This window comes from Mesorhizobium sp. P2_F8 (genome assembly GCF_056403655.1).
In genome coordinates, this window is sequence record NZ_JBFUFB010000004.1 from 1 (window position 1) to 16422 (window position 16422).

17 protein-coding genes are annotated in these 16422 nt (G+C 64.6%); 14 read left to right on the forward strand and 3 right to left on the reverse strand.

What is annotated here, in order from left to right:
• Together hrpB and AC1DZP_RS10840 are read right to left on the reverse strand one after the other, a co-directional pair.
• Positions 1-1563: ATP-dependent helicase HrpB (gene hrpB / locus AC1DZP_RS10835; RefSeq protein WP_477302233.1), on the reverse strand; the 1563-nt coding region annotated here is incomplete at its 3' end.
• Between the two features lie 47 nt (positions 1564-1610).
• Positions 1611-2501: a DMT family transporter gene (locus AC1DZP_RS10840; protein WP_457150037.1), complete on the reverse strand. Its 891-nt coding sequence runs from the start codon at positions 2499-2501 to the stop codon at positions 1611-1613.
• A gap of 28 nt (positions 2502-2529) precedes the next feature.
• Here AC1DZP_RS10840 and AC1DZP_RS10845 point away from each other — a divergent pair, with 28 nt between their 5' ends.
• From AC1DZP_RS10845 to dhaK, 14 genes are all read left to right on the forward strand, one after another.
• Positions 2530-3219, forward strand: coding sequence for a PIG-L deacetylase family protein (locus AC1DZP_RS10845; RefSeq protein ID WP_477302235.1), 690 nt, complete (start codon positions 2530-2532; stop codon positions 3217-3219).
• Positions 3220-3495: 276 nt separating this feature from the next.
• A complete protein-coding gene (locus AC1DZP_RS10850; RefSeq protein WP_477302237.1) occupies positions 3496-4827 on the forward strand; it encodes an ABC transporter substrate-binding protein in 1332 nt (443 codons plus the stop codon).
• A gap of 109 nt (positions 4828-4936) precedes the next feature.
• A complete protein-coding gene (locus AC1DZP_RS10855; RefSeq protein ID WP_184873362.1) occupies positions 4937-5884 on the forward strand; it encodes a carbohydrate ABC transporter permease in 948 nt (315 codons plus the stop codon).
• On the forward strand, positions 5881-6831 hold the full coding sequence (locus AC1DZP_RS10860) for a carbohydrate ABC transporter permease (protein ID WP_095082780.1): 951 nt from the start codon (positions 5881-5883) through the stop codon (positions 6829-6831). Before AC1DZP_RS10855 ends, AC1DZP_RS10860 begins: the two co-directional genes overlap by 4 nt.
• Positions 6828-7034, forward strand: coding sequence for a hypothetical protein (locus AC1DZP_RS10865; RefSeq protein WP_457150034.1), 207 nt, complete (start codon positions 6828-6830; stop codon positions 7032-7034). The genes AC1DZP_RS10860 and AC1DZP_RS10865 overlap by 4 nt, the downstream gene beginning before the upstream one ends.
• 2 nt (positions 7035-7036) lie before the next feature.
• Positions 7037-8149 carry an ABC transporter ATP-binding protein gene (locus tag AC1DZP_RS10870; RefSeq protein WP_457150033.1) on the forward strand — a complete coding sequence of 371 codons (1113 nt, stop codon included), beginning with the start codon at positions 7037-7039 and terminating at the stop codon, positions 8147-8149.
• Positions 8142-9155 (forward strand): ABC transporter ATP-binding protein, encoded by a 1014-nt coding sequence (locus AC1DZP_RS10875; protein WP_457150032.1) that lies wholly within the window; start codon positions 8142-8144, stop codon positions 9153-9155. The genes AC1DZP_RS10870 and AC1DZP_RS10875 overlap by 8 nt, the downstream gene beginning before the upstream one ends.
• A 79-nt stretch (positions 9156-9234) precedes the next feature.
• Positions 9235-10875 (forward strand): dihydroxyacetone kinase subunit DhaK, encoded by a 1641-nt coding sequence (locus AC1DZP_RS10880; RefSeq protein ID WP_477302239.1) that lies wholly within the window; start codon positions 9235-9237, stop codon positions 10873-10875.
• 72 nt (positions 10876-10947) lie between these two features.
• Positions 10948-11550, forward strand: coding sequence for a dihydroxyacetone kinase subunit DhaL (dhaL, locus tag AC1DZP_RS10885; protein WP_477302918.1), 603 nt, complete (start codon positions 10948-10950; stop codon positions 11548-11550).
• Positions 11547-11936: a dihydroxyacetone kinase phosphoryl donor subunit DhaM gene (gene dhaM / locus AC1DZP_RS10890; protein ID WP_184873275.1), complete on the forward strand. Its 390-nt coding sequence runs from the start codon at positions 11547-11549 to the stop codon at positions 11934-11936. Before dhaL ends, dhaM begins: the two co-directional genes overlap by 4 nt.
• 22 nt (positions 11937-11958) lie before the next feature.
• Positions 11959-12261, forward strand: a complete 303-nt coding sequence (locus tag AC1DZP_RS10895) for an HPr family phosphocarrier protein (protein ID WP_477281789.1) — start codon at positions 11959-11961, stop codon at positions 12259-12261.
• Entirely contained in the window at positions 12245-13861 is a 1617-nt protein-coding gene (gene ptsP, locus AC1DZP_RS10900; RefSeq protein ID WP_477302241.1) for a phosphoenolpyruvate--protein phosphotransferase, read from the forward strand. The genes AC1DZP_RS10895 and ptsP overlap by 17 nt, the downstream gene beginning before the upstream one ends.
• Positions 13858-14280, forward strand: coding sequence for a hypothetical protein (locus tag AC1DZP_RS10905; protein ID WP_457150028.1), 423 nt, complete (start codon positions 13858-13860; stop codon positions 14278-14280). The genes ptsP and AC1DZP_RS10905 overlap by 4 nt, the downstream gene beginning before the upstream one ends.
• A 45-nt stretch (positions 14281-14325) precedes the next feature.
• Complete coding sequence (gene dhaK / locus AC1DZP_RS10910; protein ID WP_477302243.1) at positions 14326-15312, forward strand: dihydroxyacetone kinase subunit DhaK; 987 nt, start codon at positions 14326-14328, stop codon at positions 15310-15312.
• A gap of 300 nt (positions 15313-15612) precedes the next feature.
• Here dhaK and AC1DZP_RS10915 read toward each other — a convergent pair whose 3' ends face one another.
• Positions 15613-16410 (reverse strand): DUF2259 domain-containing protein, encoded by a 798-nt coding sequence (locus AC1DZP_RS10915; RefSeq protein ID WP_477302245.1) that lies wholly within the window; start codon positions 16408-16410, stop codon positions 15613-15615.
• Positions 16411-16422 lie beyond the last annotated feature (12 nt).

The following is a 16422-nucleotide window of genomic DNA, read 5'->3' on the forward strand; positions in this document are numbered from 1 at the left end:
GTGGGGGGGGGGTGGGGGTCCCACGCTCGGCCCACCCCCACCCCGCTCCGCTTCGCGGATCGACCCTCCCCACAAGGGGGAGGGTGAAGAGGCCTGCCTCGCTAACCTCTCCGCAAGCTGGCGCGCCGCCGTTGCACGCGGCGATCGCTCGGAGCGAAAGCGCATCAGCCGTCGCTCCAGATCGGCGCCGTCGCCGCCAAGCCCGCGTTCCGTCAGCAGCACGGCAAGCATGGCCGCCTCGCCGGCATGGCCACTCCTGGCGGCCTCGGCGACCATATGCGCCAGCCGCACCGGCAGAGCGAGCTTGCGCATCGCCATGCCCGCCTCCGTCAGGCGGCCGGCCTCGTCAACGGCATCCAGCGCCCGCAGCAGCAGCCTTGCCTCGTTGAGCGCCGGAACGGGCGGCGGATCGAGGAAAGCGAGGCTGATGGGATCGGCGACACCGAAGGCGGCGCAGTCGAGCAACAGGCCGGACAGATCGGCCTCGAGGATTTCCGGTGGCGTGAAGGCGGGGAGTGCCGCCGTCTGCTCGGCCCGCCACAGCCGCATGGCGACGCCCGGCTGCGTGCGCCCGGCACGGCCGGCGCGCTGGTCGGCGGACGCCTTGCTGACACGCACGGTTTCCAGCCGGGTGAGGCCGCTGGCCGGCTCGTAGCGTGGCAGCCGTGACAGGCCGGAATCGATGACCACGCGCACGCCGTCGATGGTGATGGAAGTCTCGGCGATCGAGGTGGCCAGCACCACCTTGCGGCGGCCGGCAGGCGCCGGCTTGATCGCCGCGTCCTGCGCCTTGCCGTCGAGCATGCCGTAGAGCGGCACGATATCGGTGTCGGCGCCGACCTTGCCGGCCAGCCGCTCGGCGGTGCGCTCGATCTCGCGTTGGCCGGGCAGGAAGGCCAGCACGCTGCCGCTCTCGTCGGCAAGCGCGGAGCGGATCGCCCTGGCCATGGCGTCCTCGATGGTGGTGCCGGCCGGACGCTCGTCATAGCGGATGTCGACGGGGAAGGCGCGGCCCTCGCTCTCGATCACCGGCGCGCCCGACAGCAGCTTCGCGACGCGCGCACCGTCGAGCGTCGCCGACATCACCAGCACTCGCAGATCCGGCCGCAGCGCGCCCTGCACATCGAGCGCCAGCGCAAGGCCGAAATCGCCATCGAGCGAGCGCTCGTGGAATTCGTCGAAGATCACAGCCGAGACGCCGGGCAATTCGGGGTCATCGAGGATCATGCGGGCCAGCACGCCTTCGGTGACGACCAGTATCCTGGTCTTGGCCGAGGTGCGGTTCTCCATGCGCATGGCGTAGCCGACCGTGGCGCCGGGCTCCTCGCCGACGAGTTCGGCCATGCGGCGGGCGGCGGCGCGGGCCGCGAGCCGGCGCGGTTCGAGCAGAACGATCTTGCCGGCCCCCAACCAGGGCGCACCAAGCAGCGCCAGCGGCACCAGCGTCGTCTTGCCGGCGCCGGGCGGCGCCACCAGCACGGCGCTGTTGCGTTCGGCCAGCGCTTCACTCAGCGCCGGCAGCACGGCGGATACGGGAAGCTCCGGCAAGGGTTTTGTCGTCATCGCGTCCGCATATCAGCGGTCGCGGTCGCCGTGCAACCTGGACAGGTTCAAAGCCGGGTGCGCGAAAACGGGTTCCAGCGCACCGTGCCGAGCCGCGCTTCCTCGCGCACCATGGTCAGCAGGCCGGACCCGCCGACGACAGCGAGGCCTACCAGCGACAGCCAGTCGGGGTATTCCTGGAAGAACAACGCACCGAGGATGACCGCCCAGACGATCTGCGAATAATGCGTCGGCGCGATCCGGTTGGCGGGCGCATATTTGACAGCCAGCAGCTGCAGCAGCTGCCCGCAAGCGGTGAAGGCACCCGCCATCACCAGCCACACCAGCTGCTTGCCGTGCGGAACGGTGAATGAGGTAGCGGCGGCTCCCACGCCGTTGAACAATAGGCCGTAGCCGATCAGGACACCCAGCATGGTCGTGCGCTTTTCCTGCTGTGCCAGCGAGCGCATCAGGATGACGCTGGCGGCGGCGAGGAAGGCAACGCCGAAGGCGGCAAGGTGGCCGAGATTGAGCTCGCGAAACCCAGGCCGCACCACCAGCATGACACCGGCAAAACCGGCGACCACCGCCAGCCAGCGCCACGGGCCGACCTTCTCCTTGAGGATGACGGTGGACAGGATGGTGACGCAGAGCGGCGCCAGAAAGACCAGCGCATAGACTTCCGCCAGCGGGATGGTGGTGAAAGCGTAGACGCTGAGCACGCCGGATGCGATGCCCGCCCAGGCGCGCGCCTGCACCGCCCAGGGCCGCCTGGTGCGCCAGAAGTCACGCCAGCGCTCGCCCACCGGCCGCGTGAAGAAAAGAAAGAAGCCGGCAAACAGCGTCGTGAAAAATCCGATCTCGAAGACCGTGAACTGTCCGCCGAGGCTTTTGACAACGGCATCGCTGCCCGAATAGCTTGCATAGGCGATCAGGGCGAGCAGGATTCCGTTCGTCACGTTTTTTGATTTCCGGGGAGAGAGTGGGTTGAAGATATTGGCGCTCGGTGCGCATCCGGACGACATCGAGATCTTCATGTTCGGTACGATGGCCGCCTATGCTGCGCAAGGCGCAGAACTCACTTTTGCCATAGCCACCGATGGGGCCAAGGGCGGCATGGGCGATCCCGGCGCGCTTGCCCGGGCGCGGCGCAAGGAGGCGAGCCAAGCGGCAAGCCTGCTTGGGGCCACGCCGCGCTTTCTTGACTTCCCGGATGGCGCGCTGGTCGCCGATGCGGCGCTGATCGAGGCTCTGAATGCGCTGATCGGCGAGATCGGCCCGGACCTGGCGATCACCCATGCGCCGAACGACTATCATGGCGACCACCGCGCGCTGTCGGACGGCGTGCGCATCGCGGCTTCTTTCGCTGTGCCGGTGCTGCATGCCGACACGCTCGGCGGCACCGGTTTTTCGCCGACGCACTATGTCGATATTTCCGCGCATGCCGACGTCAAGGCCGAGGCGATCCGCATGCATCAGTCGCAGGATCCGGAGCGCTTCGTCGACGGCGCGCGAACGCAAAACCTTTTTCGTTCAGGCCAGTGCAACGGTGCGCAGGGTTCACTGGCCGAAGCCTTCCGCTTCGAGCCTGTGTTTCCCTTCGCCGACATCCGGGCGCTGCTGCCGCCGGCACCGGCGATCCGGCCGGTCATGGTGAGCACCAAACGGGTCGACTGAGAGCCGGGACGACCTTCGAGTCTGGCCGGGCCCGGCCTGCGCGGCTTCCACAATCGGATCCGCGATACACGCTTTTCCCAACGTTTTCAGGCACCGCCGCAAGCATGCTGCGGCGCAGCAACGAATTCGCTTGCGTTGTTTAGTAAAAATTGCATCACTAAACAAATTACTAAACATCTGCAGCGCTGCCGCGCCGCCATGTTTGGGCCCCTGAGGAGAGGGGTTTGGAGCTCTTGAAACCGTCATCCGGACGCGTTTCGCAAATGGGAGGAAGGCATGAAATCGAGCTTGAAACTGGCGTTTGGACTGGCCTCGGCGATTACAGCGTCGACAGCCGTCTCGAATGTCGCGCACGCTGAAGACCTGACGCTGTGCTGGGCCGCCTGGGACCCGGCGAACGCACTTGTCGAACTGTCCAAGGATTTTACCAAGGAAACCGGCATCGGCATGAAATTCGAATTCGTGCCGTGGACCAACTATGCCGACCGTTTCCTCAACGAGCTGAACTCGCACGGCAAGCTGTGCGACCTGATCATCGGCGACAGCCAGTGGATCGGCGGCGCCGCCGAGAACGGCCACTACGTCAAGCTGAACGACTTCTTCGACAAGGAGAAGATCAGCATGGACGACTTCGTGCCGGCAACCGTCGTCGGCTATTCGGAATGGCCGAAGAACACGCCCAACTACTGGGCGCTGCCGGCCATGGGCGACGTCGTCGGCTGGACCTATCGCAAGGACTGGTTCTCCAAGCCGGAGCTGCAGAAGGAATTCAAGGAGAAGTACGGCTGGGACCTCGGCCCGCCGACCACCTTCGACCAGCTGAAGCAGATCGCCGAGTTCTTCCAGAAGCGGCAGGTCGACGGCAAGACCGTCTATGGCGCCTCGATCTACACCGAGCGCGGCTCGGAAGGCATCACCATGGGCGCCATGGACGTGCTTTACAGCTACGGCTTCCAGTACGAGAACCCGAAGAAGCCCTACGAAATGGAAGGCTTCGTGAATTCCGACAAGTCGGTTAAGGGGCTGGAGTTCTACAAGGCGCTCTATGATTGCTGCACCCCTCCGGGCGCCTCGAACAGCTACATGGGCGAAGGCGTCGATGCCTTCAAATCCGGCCAGGTAGCGATGCACATGAACTTCGCCTTCACATGGCCGGGCCTGCAGAAGGACGAGAATGTCGGCGGCGACAAGATCGGTTACTTCGTCAACCCCAAGGGGCCTGACGGCGACCAGTTCGCGCAGCTCGGCGGCCAGGGCATCTCCGTGGTGTCCTATTCCGACAAGCAGGAATCGGCACTGAAATACATCAAGTGGTTCGCCAACAAGGATGTGCAGGCCAAATGGTGGTCGCTCGGCGGTTATTCCTGCCTCAACGCGGTGGTCAAGGACCCGAAGTTCCCGGCCAGCCAACCCTATGCGCAGACCTTCCTCGACTCGATGGCGATCGTGAAGGACTTCTGGGCTGAGCCCAGCTACGCGCCGCTGCTGCAGGCGTCGCAGAAGCGCTTCCATGACTATGTCGTTGCCGGCCAGGGTTCGGCCAAGGATGCCCTCGACGGCCTGGTCAAGGACTGGACGCAGGTCTTCCAGGACGACGGCAAGATGTAACAGGCTCCTCCCGAGCTAGGCCCAGGCGTCCCGTGCCACCTTGGCACGGGACGCAGTTCAGATAAATTCCATGACAGAGACGACCCAAGTGACCGAAGCAGGACTGACCATGCTCAATCGGACTGCGGAGAACGTTGCCCGGGCGACCCCGGAACCGTTGGCCCGCAAGGTCCGGGGCATCAGCGACAAGGGCCTCGCCTGGCTGTTCATCTCGCCGACGATCCTGTTGCTGCTCGCCATCAACATCTTCCCGCTGTTCTGGGCGATCTATCTGTCGTTCACCAACTTCCGCGCCAACCGCCCGAACGAGGTGGTGAAGAACCTCGGCTTTGCCAATTACCAGCGCATCCTCGCCGACAAGGACATCTGGATCGCCATGCAGACGACGGCGCATTTCGTGTTCTGGACCATCCTGCTGCAGACGCTGATCGGCTTCACGCTGGCCTGGCTGATCGACAGAAAGTTCCGTGGCCACGCGTTCTGGACGACGCTCATCCTGGTTCCGATGATGCTGTCGCCGGCGGTGGTCGGCAATTTCTGGCGCTTCCTCTACGAGCCGCAGATCGGCCTTTTCGCCTATGCCATTTCCTTCGTCACCGGCATCCCGCCAACAAATATCCAGATGCTCTCCAACGTGTCGCTGGCGCCATGGTCGATCATCATCGTCGACACCTGGATGTGGACGCCCTACGTGATGCTGATCTGCCTCGCCGGGCTGCGGTCGATCCCCGAATACATCTATGAGGCGGCCGAGGTCGACCGCGCCTCCAACTGGCGGCAGTTCTGGTCGATCACGCTGCCGATGGCGCTGCCCTTCATCATGCTGGCGGTGCTGTTTCGCGGCATCGAGAACTTCAAGATGTTCGACATGGTCAATCTGCTCACCGGCGGCGGGCCGGGCTCGACCACCGAGGTCGCCTCGATCACGCTGAAACGCCAGGCGTTCGAAAGCTGGCGGACGGGCTATTCCTCGGCCTTCGCCATCATCCTGTTCGTCGCGGTGTTCGGTCTGGCCAACATCTACGTCAAGGCGCTCAACAAGGTGAAGCAGAGATGAGCCTGACCACTGCCCACTCGGTCGTCGCACCTTCGGCAAATTCCAAGCGGATCGCCGGCGCGATCATCATCGCCTACGCGCTGATCTCGATCGTGCCGCTGCTGTGGATCTTCGCCACCAGCTTCAAGACGCCGCCGGATTCGATCGCCTACCCGCCGAAGCTGCTGTTCCAGCCGAGCCTCGAGGGCTACTGCAACCTGTTCACGACGCGCACCCGGCAAACGCCGGAATACATCAACTCGCTCGGACCGGCGACCGGCTTTTGCGACGAGACCACGCGCAAGCGCAACATGGTGATCGCCGGCCCGTCCAACTTCCTGCCGCGCTTCGTCAATTCGCTGATCATCGCCTTTGGCTCGACCTTCTGCGCCGTCTTCCTTGGCACGCTGTCGGCCTATGGTTTCTCGCGCTTCAAGGTGCCGCTCGCCGACGACCTCCTGTTCTTCATCCTGTCGACGCGCATGATGCCGCCGATCGCCGTCGCTATTCCCATCTACCTGATGTACCGCGAGCTTGGCCTGTCCGACACCGCGCTCGGCATGATCCTGCTCTATACGGCGGTCAATGTCTCGCTGGCGGTGTGGCTCTTGAAAGGCTTCATCGACGAGATCCCGCGCGAATACGAGGAGGCGGCGATGATCGACGGCTATACGCGGCTGCAGGCCTTCTGGCGCACCGTGCTGCCGCAAGCGACGACCGGCATTGCCGCCACCGCCATCTTCTGCCTGATCTTCGCCTGGAACGAATATGCCTTCGCTGCGCTTTTGACCTCGGGCACGGCGCAAACCGCGCCGCCCTTCATCCCGACCATCATCGGCGAAGGCGGCCAGGACTGGCCGGCGGTGGCGGCCGGCACGACGATCTTCCTGGTACCGATCCTCGTCTTCACCATCCTGCTTCGCAAGCAATTGCTGCGCGGCATCACCTTCGGCGCGGTGCGCAAATGAGCCTGACCAGCCCTCAGAAACGCAAATCGCGCTGGCCGGTCTGGGCCAGGCGCGGGCTGATGGAAAACATCGCCACGGTGTTGATCGCCCTCGGCTTCCTGATGCTGTTCCAGCCCTTCGCGCTGTCGCTCTACACCTATTCCTTCATCACCATGCTCGCCGGCACCGTGATGTTCATCATCGTCTCGAAGTTCCCGGAATAGCCATGGCCGAAATTCGCGTTCAGCACCTGAGAAAGGCCTTCGGCGATTTCGTCGCCGTGCAGGATTCCAACTTCGTCGTCGAAGATGGCGAGTTCTTCGTCATGCTCGGACCGTCGGGCTGCGGCAAGACGACGACCTTGCGCATGATCGCCGGACTCGAACTGCCGACCGGCGGCCAGATCCTGCTTGGCGGAGACGACGTCACCATGCTGCGGGCGCGCGAGCGCGACATCGCCTTCGTCTTCCAGCTGTTCGCGCTCTACCCGCACATGAACGTGCGCAAGAACATCGGCTTCCCGCTGCTGGCGCAAGGCATGCCGTCAGCCGAGATTCGCCAGCGCGTCGAAGAGACGGCCAAGCTTCTGCGCATCGACCATCTGCTCAACAAATCCGTCTCAGGCCTCGCCGGTGGCGACCGCCAGCGGGTGGCGCTCGGCCGCGCCATCGTGCGGCGGCCAAAGTGCTTCCTGATGGACGAGCCGCTCGGGACCCTTGATACCGAGTTCCGCGATTTGATGGTCCATGAGTTGCGCGAACTGCACAACCGCATCCACGCCACCACCGTCTATGTCACGCACGACCAGATGGAAGCGATGTCGATGGCCGACAAGATCGCGGTGATGAACCATGGCGTCATCGAACAGTTCGGCACGCCGCGCGAGATCTACGACCGGCCGGCGACCATGTTCGTCGCCGATTTCATCGGCTCGCCGCCGATGAATTTCCTGGGCTTCGGCGGTGGACTGGCAAAGGGCGTGAAGGAAATCATCGTCCAGGGCGCGAAGGTCGCGGTGCCGGAAGTGCGCGAGGATATCGCCCCGGCCGACATGGCGCTGGGCATCCGTCCGGAACATATCCGCTTCGACGACAACTCCAAGCTGCGTGGCGCAATCTACGGCACCGAATATCTCGGCACCACACAGATCGTCGCGGTGGAGACGGCGGACGGCATCATCAAGGCCCGGGTGCCGGCCGAAATCCGGCTCTCGACCGGCGACCATGTCGGCCTGACGCTGAGCAGCGCGCGGCTGTCACTGTTCGAGAAAGGATCGGGCCGCGCGGTGAGAACCGCGATCCACGATGCCGCCTCGGAGCGGAGGGCACAGCATGGCTGACGTGCACATCAAGAATGTGAGCAAGAGTTTTGGCGACCATGTCGCCGTCAACGGTCTCGACCTCTCCATCGCCGATGGTGAGTTCGTCGTGCTGCTCGGGCCGACCGGCGCCGGCAAGACGACGACGCTGCGGCTGATCGCCGGGCTGGAGCGGCCGGATGCCGGCACCATCGAAATCGGCGGCCACAATGCCACGACGCTGTCGCCGGCCGAGCGCGACACCGCCTTCGTGTTCCAGCAATACTCGCTCTATCCGCATCTGTCGGTTTTCGACAACCTTGCCTTCCCGCTGCGCTCGCCGGCACGAAGAATGCCGGAAGAACAGATCCGCCGCCGGGTCGAGGAGGTGGCGAAAATGGTGCGCATCCACCACAAGCTCGCCAACCGCTCGACCAAGCTGTCGGGTGGCGAAATGCAGCGCGTCGCCATCGGCCGTGCGCTGGTGCGCAAGCCTTCCATCTATCTGATGGACGAGCCGCTGTCGTCGCTCGATGCCAAGTTGCGGGCGGATCTCAGGCTCGAACTTAAACGCATCCAGGCCGAACTCGGCGCCACCATGCTCTATGTCACGCATGACCAGATCGAGGCTATGACGATGGCCGACCGCATCGGCATCCTTGCCGATGGCGTGCTGGTGCAGATCGGCTCGCCCCGTACGATCTATTCGGAGCCGGCAAACCTGCATGTCGCGGCCAGGCTCGGCCAGCCGGCGATCAATCTATTGCCAACCGGGCTGCTGCCCGATGGCGGCGCACCGGCCGGCACCAAGACGATCGGTGCACGCACCGAACATCTGTCGATCGAGAAGGCCGCGAATGGCCATGCCGACGGCGTCGTCGACTGGGTCGAGCATCTTGGCGACCAGAACCACCTGCATGTGACGGTGGGGGCCAGGAAGCTGGTGACGCTGACCGATCCCGAAACGGATCTGGGGCAAGGCGACAGGGTGGTGATCCGCTACCGGTCGCCGCTCTATTTTGGTGCCGACGGACAAAGGCTGATATGAACGGTTTTCGGTGTTTCCCTGCCAAGGGTCAACACCGGCTTCTGATTGATGACTGCAGACAAGTGACTGGACGAATTCGATGAAGCACTTTTTCAATCGCAGGGAAACGATCGTCACCGAGGCGCTGGACGGCCTCTTGCGGACCATTGGCGCAGGCGACCTCGCGCGGCTCGACGGCTATCCCGAGATCAAGGTCGTCCTGCGCGCCGACTGGGACAAGACCAACGTCAGCGTCGTCTCCGGCGGCGGCGCCGGGCACGAGCCGTCACATGCCGGCTTCGTCGGCAAGGGCATGCTGACGGCCGCTGTCTCGGGCGAGATCTTTGCCTCGCCAAGCGTCGAGGCGGTGCTGGCGGCCATTCGCGCGGTCACCGGCCCGGCCGGCTGCCTGCTGATCGTCAAGAACTACACCGGCGACCGCCTCAATTTCGGTCTGGCGGCCGAGAAGGCGCGCGCCGAAGGCTTTCGCGTCGAGATGGTGATCGTCGCCGACGATATCGCGCTCCCCGACATTGCCCAGCCGCGCGGCGTTGCCGGCACCTTGTTCGTGCACAAGATATCAGGCCATCTGTCGCAAGCCGGCCACGATCTGGCTGATATCGCGGCGGTCGCGCGAGCCGCGGCGAAGGACATCGTGTCGCTCGGCATGTCGCTGTCGTCCTGCTCGATCCCTGGGCTGCCGCACGAAGACAGATTTGGCGAAAACGATGGCGAGCTCGGCCTTGGCATTCATGGTGAGCCGGGCGTCGAGCGGATTGCCGTGCAAAGCGCCGACACGCTGGTCGCGATCATGGCGGAGCGGCTTGCGGCACGGCTCGATCCTGCGGCCAGCCATGCCTTGCTGATCAACAATCTCGGTTCGGTACCGCCGCTCGAAATGTCGCTGGTCGCCAATGCGGTGCTTGCTTCGCCGCTGGCCAAATCCATCAAGCTCACGATCGGCCCAGGACCGTTGATGACGGCGCTCAACATGAACGGCCTCTCGCTGTCGCTGATCCGGCTCGACGCCGTACGCGAGAAAGCCCTGCTGGCGCCGGTTGGTCCGCACGCCTGGATGCCGGCAAAGCCTGTTGTATCGCCCTCTGTCGTGCCCATCGCGAAACCTGCTGAAGGCGCGGCGCGCAAACCCAGCCAAGATGCCCGCACCCGGCGCCTTGTCGTCAGCATCTGCGAAAAGCTGATCGCGCTCGAAGGCACTTTGAACGGGCTGGACGCCAAGGCGGGAGACGGCGACACCGGTTCGACGGTGGCGACAGGCGCGCGCAGCGTGCTCGAGCGGCTTGATACGCTGCCGCTTGCCGATCCTGCGGCCACCCTTGGCGCGGTGGGCGACATTCTGAGCGCGTCCATGGGCGGCTCCAGCGGGGTGCTGCTGTCGATCTTCTTCACCGCGGCGGCGCAGGCCCTGGACGGCGGCGCCAGCGTGGCCAAGGCGCTGCTTGCCGGTCTCGAACGGATGACGTTCTATGGCGGCGCGGAGGTCGGCGACCGCACCATGATCGATGCCCTCGAGCCTGCCCTGAAAGCGCTCGACGCCCGCGGCCTGGAGGACGCGGCAACAGCGGCTCGACGCGGTGCCGAGGCCACGTCCGCCATGGACCGGGCGAAAGCCGGGCGGTCCGCCTATGTCGGCAGCAAGCTGCAGGGCGTGGTCGACCCCGGCGCCTATGCGGTGGCCGAGGCCTTTGCGGCCGCGGCCGCGCTGCTTGCAGCGGCCTGACGCATGCTACAGTTGTCGAATGAAAATTCTTTCGCTACTGCCGGCAGGGTGGGAACCAAGAATTTGGCTGACATGGCGGCGTTGAACCTTTCCAGGCTGATCGTGGCGGCCGCGGATACGATTGCCGCTCACGCCGAGGAGTTGACGGCGCTGGACCAGGCGATCGGCGACGGCGACCACGGGCTGAACATGAAGCGCGGTTTCGAGGCCGTACGCAGCGAGGCCGAGGCGTTTGCCGCCAAACCGCTACCCGAGGCACTCAAGGCGATCGGCACCAAGCTGGTGATGACGGTCGGCGGCGCTTCGGGTCCGCTGTTCGGCACCTTGTTCATGGCGCTCGGCAAGGAAATTTCTGCCGCGCCCGACCGCGCCAGTCTGACCCTGGCTTTCGGCAAGGCCATCGAAGCCGTGGCGGCGCGGGGCAAATCGCAGGTCGGGCAGAAGACGATGCTCGACGTGCTGCAGCCTGTGCATGAGGCGCTGCTTCAAGGAAAGACGGCGGCGGAGATCGCCGACAGCGCCGACGCGGCCGCCGAAGCAACCGTGCCGATGAAGGCCCTGCGTGGCCGCGCCTCGTTCCTTGGCGACCGCTCGATCGGCCATATGGATGCCGGCGCGCGTTCAACCGCGCTTCTGGTGCGGACAGTGGCGGAAACCGTCGGGGAAAGCGCATGAGCAATGTCGGCATCGTCATCGTTTCGCATTCGCCGCTCGTCGCCGAGGGCACGGCCGACATGGTGCGGCAGATGGTGGGCGACGAAGTGCCGCTTGCATGGTGCGGCGGAAACGGCCATGGCGGGCTCGGCACCAATGTCGAGGCGATCATGAGCGCCATCGACAGGGCCTGGTCGGAAGCCGGCGTCGCCATCCTGGTCGATCTCGGCGGTGCCGAGACCAACAGCGAAATGGCGGTGGAGATGATTGGCGAGCCGCGTGCGCAGAAGATCATCGTCTGCAACGCGCCGATCGTCGAAGGCGCGGTGATGGCGGCGACCGAGGCGTCCGGCGGCGCCTCGCTGCGCGAAGTGGTGGCGACGGCGCACGAATTGTCGCCGTCGTGAACGAAGGGGAACTTTAAAAGACATGTCCGCAGCCGCCGAAGCGACCGTCCTGATCACCCACGAGGTGGGTCTGCATGCGCGTCCTTCGGTGAAGTTCACCAAGCTGGCCAAGACCTTCGCCGCCGAGGTGGAAATAGCACTGGCCGCCAACGGGCCATGGTTCGACGCCAAGAGCATCGTCAAGGTGATGGCCACCAAGGCGCCGAAGGGCACGGTGCTGCACATTCGCGCCAGCGGCGATGGCGCCAATGATGCCGTCGACGCACTGGTCGAACTGGTGCGGCGCGATTTCGACGAAGGCGCGGACCATGTCCGAACCGCTTAGGCTGCAAGGCATTTCGGCCTCGGCCGGGTATGCCGAGGGACCGCTGTTTGACCTCGACCAGATTGTCATTTCTTATGCCTGCAAGGAAAATGCCGACGACGAGAAGGCTGCGCTCGAGACCGCAATCGATGTCGCGACGGGCCGCCTCGCTGGATTGATCAAAATCGCTGACGGTGACGCCGCCGACATCCTCGAATTTCAGATCGCCATGCTGGAGGACGACGCGTTGAGCGGCCCGGCTTTTGCTGCGATTGCCTCTGGACACCCCGCCGATGCGGCATGGCGACAGGCGCTGGATGTGGAAATCGCCGGCTACGAGACCTCGGATCAAGACTATTTCCGCGCCCGTGCGGCCGACATACGAGACATCAGGGACCAGGTGCTGCGCGCGCTGACCGAGGATGGCGGGGTGCAAGCACCATCCGGCGCCATCCTCTACGGCGAGGACATCGCGCCGACGCGTTTTCTCGAAACCGACTGGAGTGGCGGTGGCGGCATCGCGCTGAAGGCGGGCAGCACGGCGAGCCATGTCGCCATGCTGGCGCGCTCGCGCGGCGTACCCATGGTTGTTGGGCTTGGGGTGGTGGGGCTTGGCAACGCGCCCGCCAATCTTGCCGGCATAGCACTGCTCGATGCCGAACATGGCGACATCGTGCTGTCGCCTTCCAAGGCCGAGATCGATGCCTTTCGCCAATCGTCGTCGTTGTTCTCGGCGCGCCGCGACCTGGCCGGGATTTTTCTGGCGCGGCCGGCGGTGACCAGGACCGGGATAGCGGTGCGGGTGCGGGTCAACATCGCCGACCCGTCCGACGTCGACGGCATCGACATCGCCACCTGCGACGGTGTCGGCCTGATGCGCACCGAATTCCTGTTCGGAAAGACGTTGCCCGATGAGGAAACGCAGTATCGCGCCTATCGCAAGGTGCTGGAATGGGCCGGCGACAAGCCGGTGACGATCCGCACCGTCGATGCCGGCGGCGACAAGCCGGTGCCCGGCTTCACCGTCGAGGAAGGCAATCCATTCCTCGGCCTGCGCGGCATCAGGCTGTCGCTAGCGCGGCCGGAAGTGTTTCGTGTACAAATCCGGGCACTGCTGCGCGCCGCCGTCCATGGCAGTCTGAAAGTGATGTTCCCGATGATCGCCATTGTGGAGGAATACAGACAGGCAGCAGCGATGTTCGCCGAAGAGCAGGCAGCGCTTGCCGCGCGCGGCATCGCGCAACAGATGCCGCCGCTCGGCATCATGGTCGAGGTGCCGTCGGTGGCGATCGCGCCCGAGGCCTTTACCGAGGTCGCCTTCTTCTCTATCGGCTCCAACGACCTGACCCAGTATGTCATGGCAGCCGCCCGCGACAACGCTCTGGTGGCGCACCTCAATTCGGTCCGGCATCCAGCCGTGCTGCGGCTGGTCGCTGCGGTGACCGCGTTTGGCCTGCGCGAAGAAATCCCGGTCAGCCTGTGCGGCGACGCAGGCGGTGACCCCGCCGCGATCCCGTCGCTGCTCGAGGCCGGCCTACGCGATCTGTCCGTCGCTCCGGCGCAACTCGCCCTGGCCAAGGCGGCGATCGCGGACGTTTCGATCCAGGCGCAGCCGGCATGATCGACAAGATACCTGAAGCCGGTTCCGAAGAGGCGATCCGCGCCTATAAGACGATCCTGTCGCATGTCATCGACCAGCGACCGTCCGGCATGCGCCAGCGGCTTGCCGATGCGCTTGGCAAGCACCGCAGCTTCGTCACGCAGATATCCAGCCCGGCCTATTCGATCCCGATTCCGTCAAAGCATTTGCCTTCGATCTTTTCGGTCTGCCATTTCAGCCCGGCCGAGCGCGATCAGTTTCTTGCCGCCTACCATCAGGCGCATCCGGGAAAAATGTCTGTCGCGGCAGGCATGCGCAAGACTCGGCATGTTTCGCTCATCGTGCCCGATTTCGGCGACGACAAGCAGAACGCTGCACTCGATCGGGCAGTGAATGATTTTATCCAGAAGATCACCAGCATCACCGGCAAGGGTGGCTGATCCGTTAGAGCGGTTCAACAAGGCCCATTTCGGGAGGAGACGGCCGTGAAGAAATTTATTAATTCGGTGGACACGGTGCTGACCGAAAGCCTCGACGGCTTCGTTGCCGCCCATGCCGACATCCTAGTGCTTGGCGAGGAACATAAATTCGTCCGCCGCAAGACCTTGCGGCCTGGCAAGGTGGCGCTGATCTCCGGCGGCGGCTCCGGCCACGAGCCGCTGCATGGCGGCTTTGTCGGCCACGGCATGCTTGATGCCGCCTGCCCCGGCCAGGTGTTCACCTCGCCGACGCCGGACCAGATGCTGGCGGCGGCGGAGGCCGTCGACACCGGCGCCGGCTGCCTGTTCATCGTCAAGAACTATGAGGGCGACGTGATGAACTTCGAGATGGCGGCTGAAATGTCGGAAGGCGTCGTGCAAATCGTCACCAATGACGATGTCGCCGTCGAGAATTCGTCCTACACGACCGGCCGGCGCGGCGTCGCCGGCACGCTGGTGGTGGAAAGAATCGTCGGCGCGGCGGCCGAGCATGGCCTGGCGCTGGCGCCGCTGAAGGCGCTGGGCGAACGCGTCAACGCGGCTACCCGCTCGATGGGCGTGGCGCTGACCAGTTGCACCGTGCCGGCGGCCGGCAAGCCGACTTTCGACATCGGCGACGGCGAGATGGAGTTCGGCGTCGGCATCCACGGCGAGCCCGGACGGCGACGCGACGCCTTGAAAAGCGCCGATGCCATTGCCGAGGAAATTTGTGCCGCGATCCTTGGCGATCTCGGCGACGGAGCCAAGGGCCCGGCGCTGCTGTTCGTCAACGGTTTTGGCGGCACGCCGCTGATGGAGCTCTACCTCATGTACAACAGCGCGCGGCGGATTTTCGAGAAGCATGGCGTGACGGTGACCCGTTCGCTGGTCGGCTCCTATGTCACCTCCCTGGACATGGCCGGCTGCTCGATCACGTTGACCATGCTCGACGCGGAAACGACCGCGTTCTGGGATGCGCCGGTGCATACGGCGGCGCTGCGCTGGGGCATGTAGACTTCCTGCCAGCCGGCGACTGGAACGCGCCCGCCGCCGGCTTCCAGCAGGTATCGTCCCAGATATAGTCTTCTTCGCGATGCGGGGGCACACGGGCCGTCCGCGCCAGACCGTTGCTTTTCTTCCCCTAAGTAAGGTAAAGACTCCTCGGGCCTTCGGGAGATAGCGTATGCGTTACAATTGGGAGCGGGCTCCGACGAGCTTCGAACGTCACAGAAAAGCCCTGGCGACAGCCATTTTGATCTTCGGTGGCATCGGCCTCATGCTTGTGGCTTTGCCGATCTAGAGCAATCGACTTTGTCAGCGCGGTTGGCCGGTCACCGCAATGAAGCGGCGGTCGCGGCCCTCGAAGCCCTGGCTGAAGCGCTGCACCAGCACCACAATGACGGCCGGCTTGCCGGCCGGGGTGAATTCGTAGGATTCCGAGAGGCTGTAGGAGGTCGGGCAATTCCTCGACCCCGGCACGGTCTTGTCTTCATGCAGGACCTTGAAGGGCTTGCCGTCCTGCCCTTGCAGCGCCAGTCGGAAGCCGAGCGCCTTGCCCGATATGTCGCCTTGCTGCGTGGCGTCGAAACTCGCTGAACAGTCTGTGGTGCTGCTGGCCAGGATCTGGTCGAGCTGGATGGTCGAAATGTCGAGTTGGTCATAGAGCGGCGAAAGCCATTTCTGCGACACCTGCTCGAGGCGGGAAATGTCGTTGTAGGCAACCATCTCATCGGGAAAGGTGAACTTGTCGGAAGCCGTCTGCTCGCCGCGCGATGCGATGGCATATTTGGCAAGGATGGGCGCCGCCTTGGCGGCGGCCTGTGCCCTTGCCTGTTCGAGGGTCAGCGTCGCCTCCTCGGACTCGTCGACGACGAGGATCGGCTTGCCGCCGACGAAGGCGTCGGTACGGGTGTCGATGATGTCGATCTGCGAATAGCCGGAGTTCGAAGCGCCGGCGTCGAGCGTTCCAAATTGCTCGAAGGCGAAATAGTTGCCGTCGGGCGAAAAACCGATGATGCGCCGTGCCGCCGCATCGCCAGCCCAGGCGGCGGACGCGGCCGTCAATAACAGCGCCGCCAGCACGGCCGCTCCAATCCGATATCGCAATTTCATCGCAGCTTGCCC